Annotated in this window: 17 protein-coding genes and 1 pseudogene; 13 read left to right on the top strand and 5 right to left on the bottom strand. The window is 45.8% G+C overall.

Annotation, left to right across the window (positions count from 1 at the left end; translation table 11 throughout):
• Positions 1 to 288 precede the first annotated feature (288 nt).
• The 12 genes and pseudogenes from E1H14_RS13035 (at position 289) to E1H14_RS13310 (ending at position 10,743) form a co-directional block, all read left to right on the top strand.
• Entirely contained in the window at positions 289 to 546 is a 258-nt protein-coding gene (locus tag E1H14_RS13035) for a helix-turn-helix domain-containing protein (RefSeq protein ID WP_456093778.1), read from the top strand.
• A 133-nt stretch (positions 547 to 679) separates the two neighbouring features.
• Complete coding sequence (locus E1H14_RS13030) at positions 680 to 922, top strand: type II toxin-antitoxin system Phd/YefM family antitoxin (RefSeq protein ID WP_149391919.1); 243 nt, start codon at positions 680 to 682, stop codon at positions 920 to 922.
• Positions 919 to 1,182, top strand: coding sequence for a Txe/YoeB family addiction module toxin (locus tag E1H14_RS13025; RefSeq protein ID WP_149391918.1), 264 nt, complete (start codon positions 919 to 921; stop codon positions 1,180 to 1,182). Before E1H14_RS13030 ends, E1H14_RS13025 begins: the two co-directional genes overlap by 4 nt.
• A gap of 126 nt (positions 1,183 to 1,308) precedes the next feature.
• Positions 1,309 to 1,500, top strand: coding sequence for a hypothetical protein (locus E1H14_RS13020; protein ID WP_149391917.1), 192 nt, complete (start codon positions 1,309 to 1,311; stop codon positions 1,498 to 1,500).
• Positions 1,501 to 1,845: 345 nt separating this feature from the next.
• A complete protein-coding gene (locus E1H14_RS13015) occupies positions 1,846 to 4,971 on the top strand; it encodes an SNF2-related protein (protein WP_200834118.1) in 3,126 nt (1,041 codons plus the stop codon).
• Between the two features lie 48 nt (positions 4,972 to 5,019).
• Complete coding sequence (locus E1H14_RS13010) at positions 5,020 to 6,531, top strand: acetate and sugar kinases/Hsc70/actin family protein (protein WP_149391916.1); 1,512 nt, start codon at positions 5,020 to 5,022, stop codon at positions 6,529 to 6,531.
• Between the two features lie 141 nt (positions 6,532 to 6,672).
• Positions 6,673 to 7,242, top strand: coding sequence for a hypothetical protein (locus tag E1H14_RS13005; protein WP_200834117.1), 570 nt, complete (start codon positions 6,673 to 6,675; stop codon positions 7,240 to 7,242).
• A gap of 60 nt (positions 7,243 to 7,302) precedes the next feature.
• Entirely contained in the window at positions 7,303 to 7,935 is a 633-nt protein-coding gene (locus E1H14_RS13000; protein WP_149391915.1) for a hypothetical protein, read from the top strand.
• A gap of 75 nt (positions 7,936 to 8,010) precedes the next feature.
• Positions 8,011 to 8,984, top strand: a pseudogene (locus E1H14_RS12995) (IS5 family transposase).
• Between the two features lie 162 nt (positions 8,985 to 9,146).
• Complete coding sequence (locus E1H14_RS12990; protein ID WP_149391914.1) at positions 9,147 to 9,533, top strand: hypothetical protein; 387 nt, start codon at positions 9,147 to 9,149, stop codon at positions 9,531 to 9,533.
• 132 nt (positions 9,534 to 9,665) lie between these two features.
• Positions 9,666 to 10,439 (top strand): CLCA_X family protein, encoded by a 774-nt coding sequence (locus E1H14_RS12985; protein ID WP_149391913.1) that lies wholly within the window; start codon positions 9,666 to 9,668, stop codon positions 10,437 to 10,439.
• A gap of 157 nt (positions 10,440 to 10,596) precedes the next feature.
• Entirely contained in the window at positions 10,597 to 10,743 is a 147-nt protein-coding gene (locus E1H14_RS13310) for a hypothetical protein (RefSeq protein ID WP_235017464.1), read from the top strand.
• 40 nt (positions 10,744 to 10,783) lie between these two features.
• Here the strand turns inward: E1H14_RS13310 and E1H14_RS12975 are convergent, their stop codons facing one another.
• The 3 genes from E1H14_RS12975 to E1H14_RS12965 all read right to left on the bottom strand — a co-directional run bounded on the left by E1H14_RS12975 (position 10,784) and on the right by E1H14_RS12965 (position 12,373).
• The gene (locus E1H14_RS12975; protein ID WP_149391912.1) at positions 10,784 to 11,707 is read right to left on the bottom strand and encodes an ADP-ribosylglycohydrolase family protein; all 924 of its coding nucleotides are present in this window, start codon (positions 11,705 to 11,707) and stop codon (positions 10,784 to 10,786) included.
• A gap of 140 nt (positions 11,708 to 11,847) precedes the next feature.
• Positions 11,848 to 12,120, bottom strand: a complete 273-nt coding sequence (locus E1H14_RS12970; protein WP_149391911.1) for a Txe/YoeB family addiction module toxin — start codon at positions 12,118 to 12,120, stop codon at positions 11,848 to 11,850.
• Positions 12,101 to 12,373 carry a type II toxin-antitoxin system Phd/YefM family antitoxin gene (locus E1H14_RS12965; RefSeq protein ID WP_149391910.1) on the bottom strand — a complete coding sequence of 91 codons (273 nt, stop codon included), beginning with the start codon at positions 12,371 to 12,373 and terminating at the stop codon, positions 12,101 to 12,103. The genes E1H14_RS12970 and E1H14_RS12965 overlap by 20 nt, the downstream gene beginning before the upstream one ends.
• Before the next feature lie 15 nt (positions 12,374 to 12,388).
• Between E1H14_RS12965 and E1H14_RS13380 the strand changes: the two genes are divergently transcribed.
• Positions 12,389 to 12,625, top strand: coding sequence for a HigA family addiction module antitoxin (locus E1H14_RS13380; RefSeq protein WP_149391909.1), 237 nt, complete (start codon positions 12,389 to 12,391; stop codon positions 12,623 to 12,625).
• Between the two features lie 52 nt (positions 12,626 to 12,677).
• Here the strand turns inward: E1H14_RS13380 and E1H14_RS12955 are convergent, their stop codons facing one another.
• The gene (locus E1H14_RS12955; RefSeq protein WP_149391908.1) at positions 12,678 to 13,718 is read right to left on the bottom strand and encodes a methionine synthase; all 1,041 of its coding nucleotides are present in this window, start codon (positions 13,716 to 13,718) and stop codon (positions 12,678 to 12,680) included.
• A 27-nt stretch (positions 13,719 to 13,745) separates the two neighbouring features.
• The gene (locus E1H14_RS12950; RefSeq protein WP_149391907.1) at positions 13,746 to 14,720 is read right to left on the bottom strand and encodes a DUF1852 domain-containing protein; all 975 of its coding nucleotides are present in this window, start codon (positions 14,718 to 14,720) and stop codon (positions 13,746 to 13,748) included.
• Positions 14,721 to 15,229: the final 509 nt, after the last annotated feature.

Here is a 15,229-nt window from a genome sequence, read left to right as displayed (position 1 = left end):
AACCTTGCTCTGTGATCTGCTTAACGGCTTGGATCTTAAATTCTTCGGTAAATCGCTGATTCATTGTTCCCCCTAGGACGCTCAATTGTAAATCAATTAAGTGTCTAGAGAAGGCTGGTCGATTCAGAGTTATCTACTTCACCAAGTTAGCAAATGGTGAGATTTAGTTGTTGGTGATCTACAAAAAAGCTGTTAAGGAAAACATACCCGCGCATATTTTGAAGTCAATTCGTGAGGTACTGGAAAATGAGTAACGAGAGTTTGAGACCAGAGGAGCTTGGTAATAAGTTGTTCCAATCAGTTAAAGAAATGAAAGCTGGCAAAGCGGCTCGAACCAGTCGTGTTGTGCCTAATGAGGTTGCAGAGGCGCGTGGCAAGACTGGCCTGACTCAGATTGAGTTTGCTGAGGTACTGCATATTTCGCCTCGCACTTTGCAGGAATGGGAGCAAGGTCGACGCAAGCCTTCGGGCCCTGCAAAAGCACTTATCGAGATTGCTTTCCGTCACCCCGAGGTTATTCGGGAAGATTTAGCGCTTAGGGGTTAACAAACAACTGCAGCGGATCTGTTTTGCTGCGCAAAAAAGCCCGCTGAGTTGGGCGTCATACGAGACGTTCGTCTTGACGTACGTGCTGACAGGGGTACACTTGATTTCAAGTTGAACACACAAGAGGTGCGTCATGACCGGCATCACAGCAACTGAGGCGCGCAGCAACCTTTATCGGTTGATTGACGAGACCGCCGAGTCCCACCAACCAATCGTCATCATGGGTAAACGGAACAAAGCCGTCCTGGTTTCCGAGGAGGACTGGTCGGCCATTCAGGAAACACTTTACCTGCTTTCCGTGCCCGGTATGCGGGAGTCCATTCGTGAGGGGATGGATACCCCCGCGGATGAATGCGATGAGGAGCTGGACTGGTGACATGGACGTTGGTTTACACCAAGCAAGCCCAGAAAGATGCAAAGAAGTTGGCCTCCCGTGGCCTTAAACCAAAAGCTCAGGAACTTTTAGCTTTGATAGCGGAAGATCCGTATCGCAAGCCGCCTCCGTTTGAGAAGCTAATTGGCGATCTTGCGGGGGCCTATTCCCGCCGGATCAATATTCAGCATCGCTTGGTCTACCAAGTGCTCGAGGAGGAGCGAGTGGTGAAAGTTCTCAGGCTCTGGAGTCACTACGAATAATCCATAACCAGCCTTGTTGCCGGACAATTTTTCCACTGCTATGCGGCTCCAAAATTGCCGCAAAGCGCCGTGTTAGGCGCAATACCGATTCGGTTTACTCGTAGAGTCATTTACCAATAAAAAATCATGAAAACTTTCATCGCAAACTTCGGTAAAGTCAACTATCTATGGCCGGATTGTAGGGATAAATCCAATGTTGCAACTTTGGATGATGAAGATATTCATCCGTTCTGGGAAAGCGGTGATCGTGAAGGCTACATCGCACATGCTATAGCTAACAAAAAATCAGCAGCAGCTTTTTTAATATGCCAAACGTAATTGCTAATGTGCCTCGAACAAACGACACAGAATGTCGCATTGGGGTGGGAAGATATCCAACACCTGCAAACCGTCACCAAAACCAGGCTCGACGACACCCTTCCACCCGCTGAAGGCTCCCCAGGCTCCCCAGGCGGCCCTGTGGAACGCACCGTGAAGTACAAAGCTCCGTTCTTCAAACCAGATAGGGAAGAAGGCTATCGGGTGGCTTGGGAGGTGTTTGGTATCTGATCACTGAGTTAGTGGGATGACAATTCTTGACAGACTGCAACTCATAGAATGACCGATGCAACATGATAAACATACATTTTTATTGCTTTTATAAAGTTTGAGAGAGCAAAAACAATGTCCAACATTGAACTGAACCCTGGTGATAAAGTGCGATTGATCGCAAGTCCTGAACGTATTGGTATCATGGGTAATGAGTTTGAAGGATCAGAACGTAGGCGCCGGGTATTGGTGACATTTTTGGATGGATCGGAACAGTTTTGTCTCCTAGGTGCTTTAGAAAAAATGCCAAGTGGACCTCAAAGCCCGTATGAAATGCTGCTGAATGGCCGCTTTGGAGGTGCACGCCATTTGAGGTGTGCAGTTACTTACTATCGGTTAAGCGGTAGGCTCGCTAACCTAATTTATAGTCTAAATACCACCAATACCCAGTTTTTGGCTTACCAATTTAAGCCAGTGCTAAAGTTTCTGGATTCACCTAGTGGGGGAATCCTTATTGCAGATGAAGTGGGCTTAGGTAAAACTGTTGAAGCAGGTCTGATTTGGACTGAGCTGAAGGCACGACAGGATGCTAGGCGCTTACTTGTGATATGTCCTGCGATGTTGAAAGAGAAGTGGCAATCTGAATTAGCTGACCGATTTGGTGTCAACGCCCAAATCGTGGATGCCGCAGAGCTGCTAAAGTACTTACAACATGCTAAAGAAAAGCCACATGATTCATTTGCATTGATTGCAGGAATCCAGGGTGTAAGGCCGCCAAAAAACTGGAGTGATAAAGATAAAAAATCAGCTAGCGCTCGGTTAGCATCTTTTATTGAAGATGCTCAGCTTGAAGAAGCACTATTAGACATGGTAATAATTGATGAGGCTCACATTCTTAAAAATCAAGCAACAGCTAGCTACGAAATTGCCAAGTTGCTGAGACAAATTACACATAGTATGGTGATGCTTTCAGCAACGCCAATCCAGCTTCACAACCGAGAGCTATTCAATCTGATCAATTTATTAGATAGTGATGCTTTTCCATATGAGCAATCATTTGATCGGCTTATAAGGGAAAATCAGCCATTAGTAAAATTAAGAGATATGCTGCTAAGGAAAGGGGTTGGACTTAATGCATTTATTAATGAAATAAAACGAATTCGAAATAATCAGATATTTTCTGGTAACGAGCAGCTAGCATATTTTCAAGAAAATCCACCGCGCGAAGAATACTTAAACACTCCTGCGGGAAGAGCTGAGATTGCAGATCAATTAGATCGGATTAATCCGTTAGGTAATATTGTTACGCGAACCCGAAAGCAGGATGTGCACGAAAATAGAGTAGAGCGACTCGCTAAAGTCATAAAAGCACGCATGACCGAAGCAGAGTTAAGTTTTTATAATGCTGTTACCGATAAAGTAAGACGTTTTTGTCATGAGCTAAGTGTTTCTGAAGGGTTTATGCTTACAATACCACAGAGACAAATATCAAGCTGCATGGTGGCTGCATGTCGTGGATGGCTCAATCGATTTAGTAGTGAAGAGTTAGAAGAAATTAGCTATGAGCTAGATGAAAGTAATGAAATTATAGCAGATGATGCGCAAGGTAAGATGGGTACATTGCTTCATGAGTTGGTTTCTATCACACGTACTATTTCCAATGAAAGAGCACTGTATGAAGGTGACTCGAAATATAATGAACTATTGGTAAATTTAAAAAAGTATTGGCGTGATTACCCAGACAAAAAAGTTGTGCTATTTTCATTTTATCGGAACACCCTCCACTATTTGTCAGAGAGGCTTTCAAAAGATGGTATAAACTCTGTAGTTGTGCATGGTGGAATGGACAAGCATGCGGCGATAGCTGAGTTTTCAGACCCAGATGGACCTCAAATATTACTATCATCTGAGGTGGCAGCAGAGGGTGTTGATCTACAATTCTCAAGCTTGATAATAAATTATGATCTACCCTGGAATCCAGCTAAGATTGAACAGCGCATTGGTCGAATTGACAGAATTGGGCAACAAGAAAAGAAAATTCTCATTTGGAACTTTGTTTATGAAAATACGATAGATGATCGTGTTTATGAGAGATTATTACAGCGCCTCGAAACATTTAGTCAGGCTTTAGGTAGCATGGGCGAGGTACTTGGTCGACAAATTAGAAAGCTTGGTTATGAGCTCTTATCACACGATCTCACTCCAGAGCAAGAGGCAAAGCAAATAGAGGGGGTTCAGATTGCTATCGCTAATAATGCAATGCAACAGGAGAAGTTAGAGCAAGATGCTGCAAGCCTGATTGCACATGGTGATTTTATACAAAATAAGGTGAGAGCAGCACGTGAGCTTGGGCGATATATTCGCGGTGAAGATCTGTACGCTTTTGTTTCTGATTATCTTAAGCGTAATTATCCTGGTACAAGACTTATTTCAGACGACATCAATCCACTTAAAGTTAGAGTTGAACTCTCTATTCAGGGGCGACTCGATTTTTCTGAATATTTAGAAAAAAATCACTTAAGGAATCAGACTAATATCCTAAACGATCGCCCACCTAAATTGTTTTTTGAAAATCAATACTCAGCAAGAATTAAGGGCGAAGAGCGGATCGCACAGGATCATCCATTAGTCAGATTTGTAACTGAAAAGTATAGAATATCAGGTGTGATTAATGCTTTTCAGCCAGTGTCAGCTCTTTATTGGAAGAGATCCGCTGTTGCTGACTCTGTTTTACCAGGAGACTATATTTATACCGTATTTCGTTGGTCTGTTTCTGGCGTCCGAGTTATCGAAAGGCTTGTCTATTTATTACAAAGAATATCGGATGGAATTCTTATAGAGGGTGATGAGGCCGAAACAGTGGTAAATGCTGCAGCTCTCTACGGTTCTGACTGGGATGGAGCTGGAGGTGCCTTAACACTGGATGTCATTGCAGATCTTTATGAGAATTGTCTTGAGCATCTGCATAATGAATTTAATAGGTTTGCTGAGGTTAATAAGCGGGAAAATTCTGACCGAATACAGCTTATGACTAATCTTCTTTCACACAGGCTTGATGAAAAGAGAAAAAATGTAGACGAACGAATTGAAAAATATAAATTTTCGGGTGATCCAAAAAAGCTGAAGATGATCCCGTTAGAAAAAGGTAGATTTCATAAAGAAGAAGGTAGGATAAGAGTGCGGATTGAAGAGCTTAAAACAAAATCCAAAGTATCATGGCAAGAAAATCTAGTATCATCGGGTGTGATCAGAATTGCATGATTTAGTTGCTTAATCTCAGTAGGCTGTCAGATATTTTAAGGAGTGGCTATGGGTTATTTAAACGGATTTGATAAGGATTTTTCTGGCTTAAGTGATTTGAGAGTAAGTATATCAGAAGAAGCGACTTGCTTTTTAGATGACGAAAAGGCTGTTGATTCAATAAGTTTTGCGTTGATGCCTGAACATCAAGGCATCCCGGAGCAATGTGATCTAACTGTAAGTAAAAATAGTGATTGTGATTTAGTGATCGGAATTGACTTTGGCACTTCATATACAAAGGTTGCGATTGGTGATAGACAGTTGAATAAGTCATATGCTGTTCCATTTAGAGATTGTGATGGCTTAGATAAGTTTTTGATTCCGTCAACTATTTATGTTTCTCAGGGTGAGTATTCATTAGTCTCTGGGAATGAGACGTGCGACGATCTAAAATTAATTCTCTTTTCTAATCCAGGGAATCATAATTATCGCATTATGGTTGTAGCCTATTGGGCGCTTATTTTACGACATGTTAGAGCTTGGATTTTTGCCAATCATGCTGATCTATACTGGGATAAGGAAATATTTTGGACAATATCTATTGGTATACCGATTGTTGATAAAGATGATCAAAAATCCGTTAGGATGTATGAAGATCTAATGAGATGTGCATGGCGCGTAGCTGGGAAGAACAGAAGTATTAATAGGGAGGGAGTAAAAAAATTAATATCAAGGCTTGCTGCTTCTAATGTTAATGATGATGAACCAGATATAAGGGTTGTCCCAGAGTTGGCTGCACAAATATATGGCTTCGTGGTATCTAATAGCTTTGATGATAAGGCAAAAAATATTTATATGATGTTTGATGTTGGTGGAGGTAGTCTCGATTCAGCAATATTTCACGTAAAAAGGGGTCGAGGAAACCGGTGGGTATTTAGTTATTTCAATGCTGCTGTTCAGCCCTTAGGTGTGCTAAATCTTCATCGCTATCGTCTTGAATTCTGGGATCGCTGCCTTCGAGAGCATAAAGCACCAAAAAGTCTTTTAAAAAAGATCTCACGCTCCATTAGCTCAATCAATGATTTAAAATTAATTCCTCAGTTTTTCGAAGATTATTTTCATGGAATCTCTGTTTTTTTTAATCACGAAAAGCATAATCCTGATTGGATTTTTGGAAAAAAGGCCTTAAAGCAAGTGAAAATTGAAACTCTATGCAAGGCTGTTACTTCTTTAAGGATGCTATCTAGGGAAGATGTAAAGAATTTGTCATTCTATGCTTGTGGTGGTGGGTCTGGTATGCAGTATTATAAAAGTAATTTAATCCAAGAGGTCGAAAAGCCATCAGCGAACTCAACATGGCTACGTGCTAATGAGAAGCTATTGCCTCGTCCAGATAACTTTCACGCTGAGGGGGTTCGAAACAAAGATTTTGATCGATTGTCAGTCGCATACGGTCTTAGCCAAATTGAACTGGATGGAGATGATGGTTTGATATGGCCTGATCCACTGATCAAACAACATTTTGATAAATTGTTAGATACTACTGAGGTTGGTACATATATTAGCAAGGATATGGTTTAGCTATGCATGCTAGTAATTTACAGTACCTGCAAGCCAGCTTCTTCGCGTACGACTCGTACGGAAGAGTAAATCTGCGCCGTATCCTTTCGTTATGGTGATTGCGGTTTTATATTGAATAGACTTGTATTCTAAGGATTGTATATGTCATCAAAAAAAAGAGTTTTAATTATAGAATCGGCATCACCTGCTGACTTTTATGAGGGAAGAAGTGAAGCCGATTCCTTGCATAGAATTCTGGAGATAGAAAATATCAAGTCAAGGGTGTTCAATACGCTTGATATTGATCATTTCATCAAAGCCTTGAGCTATGCGGATAAAAAATATATCCATTATGTGCATATCAGCGCCCATGGCAACGCAGATGGCTTTGAACTGACAGATGGTACTTTTATCGACTGGAAAACGTTCGATGAAATAGCATGGCCCTATCTCAAAAACTGCTGTATCTGCTTTTCAAGCTGTGACGTGGCTCAAGGTGCCGCTGAAGTCTTCAAGTATCACAAAACCTTCTGCAACGCGATTGTAGGCCCAACCCGTAAAATTACTTGGGGTGAAGGCCTGGTTGCCTTTTCTGCTTTTTACCACCGTGCATTGACTGACCATACCTCTACAGCATCTGATGTACGTGTCATGAACCATATTGCAGGTAAAGGCACTTTCAAGTTGATCGAGTCTGAAGCACGGTCTACTACTTATACGCTTTCGGATTGATAGACAGCAGCTGATGAAAAAATGCGGATGACTATGCGAAATAGCGGCAAAGGAAACGGCATGACAGAGTACATATTGATTCAGATACAGCATCCGCAGTACGCAACAGATGAGATGTTGGCAGGTTGGTTGGCTCGGCTCGAAGTCCGCTCTGATCCGCATCACAACTTACTCCGTTGGTCGGTACCCGGTTCCACCGTTTTATCACGAGCTCCCGATATGACGCTGGCCTTTCTTCCCAACGGCCAGGTCAATGTGACCATCACGGATCGAGTCAGTCGCGTCGTTTCTTTCCTGAATGCCCAAACCGATGATGAGCAGATGCAGCAACTGCTGGACCTCCTCGTCAACTGCTGGGCCGAGCAGGGCATTATCGGCCTTGATCTAAATGACGTTATCGCCGTACTTGAGGCCTCCGAGCATGGTCTGATTGGCAACGTCGACAACGTAAAAATGCTGCCGGATTACGTGACGTGCTGGCCTAGCGAGGTTGCGCCGCTGTTAGGCTCAGGAAAGATCTCTTCTTTGCAATGTATCTACCGGGAATATCAGCCAACCCAAGAGGACTTCAGCCGTTATGCCTTTGCGGTTGAGTCTTTGGCAGATGAAGAGGGTGTTGTCGTCATCGGCATCATGCCTTTGACGAAGCCAACAGAGACGCAAAATGTAGTGCTCTATCTCGGTGTGAGATGAGTGCAGGTTTAGGGAAGCTGCGAATAAGTCCACCTCATGGGATAATGACCGTCGCACATGATTGAAGACGCACAGATGGATCAGCAACTTACATTCGCGGACAGCGAGTTCAGCAACAAGCGCCGCCAGACCCGTAAGGAAAAGCTCCTGGGCCGAATGGGCAAGCTGATCCCGTGGGCGCGACTCGAAGCTGTCATAGAGCCCCACTATCTCAAAGCTGGGAACGGTCGTCGACCGTACCCACATTGTCCACTATGCTGCGAATTCACTGTATGCAGCAGTGGTACAACCTCAGTGACCCCGCGATGGAAGATGTGCTGTATGAGATTGCTTCCATGCGCATGTTCGCCCGCTTGTCACTGGACAAGGCTATTCCCGATCACACCACCATCCTGAACTTCCGCCATCTTTTGGAGCGTCATTGCTTGGCTCGACAGGTTTTTGAAGAGGTGAGCCAGTGGCTATCGGAGGCCGGTGTTTTACTGAAAGAAGGTCCTCTGATCGATGCCGCTATCATTGAAGCTCCCAGTTCAACCAAGAACAAAATAGGTGAGCGCGATCCTGAGATGCATCAGACCAAAAAAGGGAATCAATGGCACTTCGGGATGAAGGCTCACATCGGGGTTGATGCCCGCACCGGCATCACGCACAGTTTCACAACAACTGCGGCGAATGAACACGACCTCAATCAGGCTGACTAGCTTCTTCATGGTGAAGAGGCATTCATCTTCGCGGATGCGGGATACCGTGGCGCTGAGAAACGAAATGAACTGAAGCACCATCAAGTTAACTGGCACATCGCTGAGCAATTCGGGAAACTCAGAGCATTGAAGAAGCATCCTCGGATCAACAAGGTCAGAATACATACCGAATACCTGAAAGCGAGTATCCCTGCAAAAGTTGAGCATCCGTTTCGGATTATCAAGTGTCAGTTTGGTTTTGTAAAAGCGCGCTACCGTGGCCTGAAGAAAAACGATGGCAAGCTGACGATGTTGTTTGCTCTGGCCAATGTCGTGCGCGTGGATCAGATGCTTAGAACACAGGGTTAATCTGTCTGCGCCGCCCAAAAAGGGTGGTGCAAGCGGGTAAAAAGCATGAAAAATGCTGAACTCTGGGCCTGATGCAGTGAAAAAAACATCTCAGAGCATTTGGTCTGACTTATTCGCAGCTTCCATAGCATAATAGGGCTCAGGTAGCTAAAAGGAGTGTATATGAAGTCCGTTTCGATGATGTTAGTGGTAGTGCTAACCTTTACAGTGAGTTCTATATCGGCAAATACACCAAAGCTGGGTGATAGGGTAGATGGTGGAGTTTTTTTGTATCGAGAGGATGTAGAAATATTCTGGAATGATTGGATAGCCTATCCATTGACAGATAGAAGTAACCTTCCAACACCTTATCAGTTAAAGATGACGATTGTAGGTGAGGGTAAGACAGTAGGTTTTATCGGAAATATTAGTATTAACTGTGAAAATGGCAGATATTTTTGGCGTAGTGCGGTTAATTGGGATACTTATATTACTGACAAGGGGACTCTTGCGGACACTGTTCCAGAGGAAGTCATCTTGGGATCGATCAGTTTGCTTTGCCTCAGATAGATAACTTGTAGCTTTGTTGGAATAGCGCATAGGGAGTTTTAATCATGAATAGAATTCAATATTTCTGGAAGCCCGAACTGAGAGACCAAGCTGCGGAGCTACCGATGCTCTGATCACAGGCACGTATATACGATGCGTAAGGCTTATTACCGCAGGGGGCCAGATCACCGAGGCGAGCGTCGGGTTGATTTTGTGGAGCTGAGGCGCCGTTTTGACTTCCGTAGTATAGAGATTGGCCGTTGGGTCAAAGCCGACGAACGGGAGCTAGCTGCAGCATATTTTTATGATGCGCTATGTGATTTGATGTGCATTCTCAATGGGCCGGAAGTGCTGATTTCACAGCGTGGAACCTTGGCATTTCAGTATGCCATCGGTGGAAGACCGGGTATGGCGGCTCATTACAACCCAGCGACGCGTTGTTTTTCATTGGCCAAAAATGCCGGGCCCGGCAGCATCGCTCACGAGTGGTTTCATGCACTGGATCATTATTTGGCTGATAAAGTGTTTATGGATGCTCTTCCTGGGATGTTCGCATCAAGAGCATGGCTGATGGATGCAACGCCCGTAGCACACGCCCTCAATGACAACCTTCAGGCCTGCTTTGCAGCAATTATGTTGGATGCCTCGGGACAGCAACCCAGCCAGTTGATGCAGCGCTCCCTGGACATGGATCAACAACTTGGCTCGCAGTATTACAGTTTGCCGGAAGAAGTATGCGCACGTGCTTTCGAGGCGTTCGTGCAGGACCATTCAATCTGTAACCACTTTCTGGTTAAAGGCACCAAATCCTCACCTGAGGCTGAACGGGGCTTGTTTCCTCAGGGCGAGCAGCGTGAGCAAATCAATTTTGCCTTTCGAGCGTATTTCGACCGTCTGGGTCAGGCCTTACGGCAGACAGATGTGTAAAGGAGATCACGTGCGAAAGAAACCTGAAAACTGTCACTGTTGATTGTGTTAACGCGATGCGCCACTGACATTTCATTATTTGATATCACGCAAGATCCATCGACTTTCACGCTTCAAGAAACAATACTCAGCAGAAGCGCTGCAACAGGGTATTTGGATGTGTTACGCCTGCCATCGTGCCATACACAAGCGCCATGATGAGATGGAGCTGGCTCTGCGATTTAATACCTTGCAGGCACTGCAACTGGATCCAGATCTGGAGTCTCACATCACCTGGGTGAAAAAACAAAGAGTTCGGTGGTGAAGGTAAAAATAGTACGTGAGGATGGTCAAAATAAGGTTGTTCAGCCATCACTCACGTGCCAGTTTGGGCTTGAGTGAAGGTCATCGGCCATAGCGGTGATCACATCTCGTAGCTCCAGTGGCTCAAGCCACGCGTTGGGAATGGATGCTACCCCATGCAGGGTTCCCAGCAAGTTACCGGCGATCGCCCCGGTGGAGTCAGAATCCCCGTCGTGGTTGACCGCAAGAATCACACTCTCTCGAAAGTCCCTTGCAACCAGGGCGCAGTATACAGAAATCGCCAGCGTTTCTTCAGCGTTCACAGCGTTTACCATAGTTGTTCCCTCAACGAGCTGGTGAATCATCACCGCCAACACCCCTTCAGTTAGAAAGCCCGTAGGGTACCCGTGGGTGAGGGCAGCAAGGTCAGCTCCCAGTTGAAAGGCCGATTGCAGAGACATGTGTTGCCTTCGACCCCAGGTGAACAGTCCAACAGGCGCAAATCGCATGACGCCGCCACACCCCTTGCTGTTATCGATGGCATATTCGCCTGGAAAACTCATGGTTTGGAGTGCTGAAAGACAGGTATTTCCCGGAGCGCGTCGATGGTGCAGTGCTATGCACTGGATCAAGCCCCCCGTGTCTGGTGTCTCCATGATGCACTCAGGCCGTATGCCTTGAGTGACAAGCCAGCGCAGGTAAGCCAGCGCTGTGTTTTTGGAGTATTCGCCATGGCCTTTCATGTACTCTTGGATCCAGCCCCGCATCAAACCTTCGGCCGTAAACAAGGTCATTTGAGTGTCATCAGTGATGGTGCCCAGGCCACCATACGCGGGTGCGTACTGAGTGATGCCATCTGAACCAAGTTGATGAAGAATGTCGCTGCGCGACATGAACTCAATAGGAGCGCCCAAGGCGTCTCCAACAGCCCCGCCGAGCAAGCAGCCAGGCATTAACAGAGCCAAAAACCTCTGAATGGTGGCCATGACGGCCTTAGATAATGAATATCAGCTGTTTGAATGAGTAAAACGGTTTGCTGATTTGAGCAGGTCGCAATTAACAGAATGAAGCAGGCGCTGTCGGTGCTGGGAATTTTGATTTCAAAATGTCTAATCTGACAGGCTCGTTAGGGCTCATCATAATGCCCACCCAGAGCAAAGATGTAGATTGATGATTCATCGAACCTATATACAATCCTATCTTTCTGGCTAATGCGTCTTGACCAAAAACCTGAAAGGTTATGCTTCAGCGGCTCAGGTTTGCCCGTCCCAACAGCAGGGTCATCGCCGCGCAGGAGCTCTTTGATGATTTTACGTGCAGCTTCGTGCAGCTTTTTGTCCTTTTGGCGCATGGTTTCATACGCCTCCCAGGTCCTGCCTTCAAATACCAGTGATCTCATCCATTTGCTCGTTAGTTGGCGTGTATCCTTGACGCTCTGCGTGGGTTTTGACTGACTCTGCCAGTTGCTTCATCAGGCTGTTATTTTGCAGCACGTAGAGTGTTTCCTGCTCGCGTTCCCAATCTTCGGCGCTAAGCACGATAAAGTCTTGGCCAGACCGGCGGGAAACTCTGATCGGTTCGTGTCGGCTAATGCTTTGTTCTACAACCTGTTTCAGGTTATCCCGAAACTTGTTAACACTGATTGTTTCCATCCTATCCACCAATATATGTACGGTAATGCCGTACGATTATACTGCAGCTGTCCCAACAATCTCAAGCAATCACTCAATCGAATCTTGAGGTGTCAAAGTGGCATAAGCCTAGAAATGGCCCTTCGTCTATCTAAAGCTTTGGGTAGAAGCCCAGAAAGTTGGTTGGCTATGCAGGATGCTTATGATTTGTGGCATGCAGGTAAAAAGTTAAGTTTAGATAAGATGCAAAAGGTTCCGCTTACTGCTGCATAACAAGTCGTAGCAGTTCGTGCCTGTGCCGAGCCAATCAACAAGATGGACGATCCTAGTGACCACCAATAGCGAGCAGTTCATCACGCACAATTTGTGCCCCAGCCGCTAGGGCGCGAAGTTTGCCGTTGGCCACCTGGCGGGATAGGGGTGCCATGCCACAGTTAGTACAAGGATACAGCTTGTCGGCGTCAACAAACTGCAGGGCCTTTCTCAGTGTTTCTGCCACTTCTTCAGGGGTTTCGATGGTGTTGGTGGCCACGTCGATAGCGCCGACCATCACTTTTTTACCCCGGATCAGTTCCAGTAGCTCAATGGGCACACGTGAGTTGTGACACTCAAGCGAGATGATATCGATATTGGATTGTTGCAGTTTCGGAAAGATTTCTTCGTATTGCCGCCACTCCGACCCCAGGGTTTTTTTCCAGTCTGTATTGGCTTTGATGCCATAGCCGTAGCAGATATGGACAGCCGTTTCGCATTTCAGTCCTTCGATGGCTCTCTCCAGACAGGCAATGCCCCAGTCATTCACATCATCAAAGAACACATTAAAAGCAGGTTCATCAAACTGGATGATATCGACACCCGCTGCCTCGAGCTCTTTCGCTTCCTGATTGAGTATTTTGGCAAACTCCCAGGCGAGCTTTTCACGGCTTTTGTAGTGGTCGTCATACAGGGTGTCGATCATGGTCATGGGGCCAGGCAATGCCCATTTGATGGGTTGCGTGGTCTGCTGACGTGAAAATTTGGCATCTTCCACAAACACGGGCTTTTGTCGCGAAACCGGGCCCACGATGGTGGGTACGCTGGCATCATAGCGGTTGCGGATTCGGACCGTTTGACGGTTTTCAAAATCAACGCCGCTCAGGTGTTCAATAAAGGTGGTCACAAAGTGTTGGCGGGTTTGTTCGCCGTCACTGACAATATCGATGCCTGCCTGTTGCTGTTCCTGCAGTGACAGGCGTAGCGCATCCTGTTTGCCAACAATAAGTTCCTCGCCCTGCAGTTTCCAGGGTGACCAGAGTGTTTCAGGTTGTGCCAGCCAGGAGGGTTTCGGTAAGCTGCCTGCTGTGGATGTCGGTAAGAGTGTTTTCATTATAAATACTTTTATCTGAGTGATTGATTAGGCGTAGTTAGCTGACCATTGATCCAGAATGGCCCGATAGGGTTTGATAAAGTGCTCTTCAGCAAACTTCCCCTGAGCGATGGCTAGTTGGCTGCGCTCTTCTCGGTCATACACAATCTGCGTGATAGAGTGATCCGGGTTTTTCAAATTCGGTCGATAGCATTTTCCGGCGACAGCGTTGGCATTATAAATTTCGGGCCGGTAAATCTTTTGAAAGGTTTCCATGGTGCTGATGGTACTGATCAGCTCCAGGTTGGTGTAGTCGTTCAGCAGATCACCGAAGAAGTAGAAGGCCAGCGGCGCAACACTGTTGGGCGGCATAAAGTAGCGCACGTCCAGCCCCATCTTTTTGAAATACAGCTCGGTCAGCGATGATTCGTTTGGCAGGTATTCCACGCCCAAGACCGGATGCTGATTCTCTGTGCGGTAGTAGATCTTGTTATCGGACACGCTTAAACAGATGACCGGTGGCTTTTTGAAGTGCTGCTGATAGGCTTTCGAATTGACGAAGTACTTGAACAGCTTGCCATGCAGATCACCAAAATTCTCCGGGATGCTGAACTGGTCTTGCTGTTTGTTATGATCAAGCAGTAATACGCTGAAATCATAGTCCCGCACATAGGAGGAGAAGTTGTTGCCCACTATGCCTTCGATACGCTCGTTGGTGGCATGATCCACAATGTTGGTTTTCAGCACTTCAATCGTGGGAAAGCTGTCGCCCTGGCCTTCGATTGTCATATCCACGGAAATGATTTCCAGCTCGACTGAGTAACGGTCGCTCTGCGGGTTATCCCAATGTGCGAGCGCATTGAAACGGTTGTCTATCATCTTCAGCGCATTACGCAAATTCTGCTGACGGCACTCGCCTCTTGCCAGGTTGGCAAAGTTGGTGGTGATACGGGTACTGTCCGATGGCTGGTAGTGCTCATCGAAGCGAATACGCTTAATACTGAAAGTGAAATCTTGATTCATCTCTGTCTGGTATCCCTTTTACTCATTGGCTGAGATCAACCCTACAAGAGTTGTGCGCCCTTGTTGGGTTCGCGAATCGCGGGCTGATCTGTCATTTCCGCCGTTGTTCTTGTGTCGTAGAAGACATCAAGGTGCCTGTGCTTGAAGGCGTGAGGACTTTATACGGTTAAATGATGATGAATAAAAACGATGTTATTTCATTTATTGATGAATTCTATTCATTATAATTGTTTCTAGGCTTGAGCCGCACAATTACGCAGCTTATATCGGCGCAGCTGAAAGGTGTACCTATGGGAGGCCACCCCGAGGCTTCTTTGTTAGCCGTTGAGTTGAAGAGGAGAAATGTACTGTAAATCTCCAGAATTTCTCCACAAACAAAAAGTGAATCGACCAGCCTTCTCTAGACACTTAATTGATTTACAATTGAGCGTCCTAGGGGGAACAATGAATCAGCGATTTACCGAAGAATTTAAGATCCAAGCCGTTAAGCAGATCACAGAGCAAGGTTA

This window comes from Nitrincola tapanii (assembly GCF_008368715.1).
Classification (GTDB): domain Bacteria; phylum Pseudomonadota; class Gammaproteobacteria; order Pseudomonadales; family Balneatricaceae; genus Nitrincola; species Nitrincola tapanii.
This window is presented reverse-complemented; position numbering and strand designations above follow the sequence as displayed.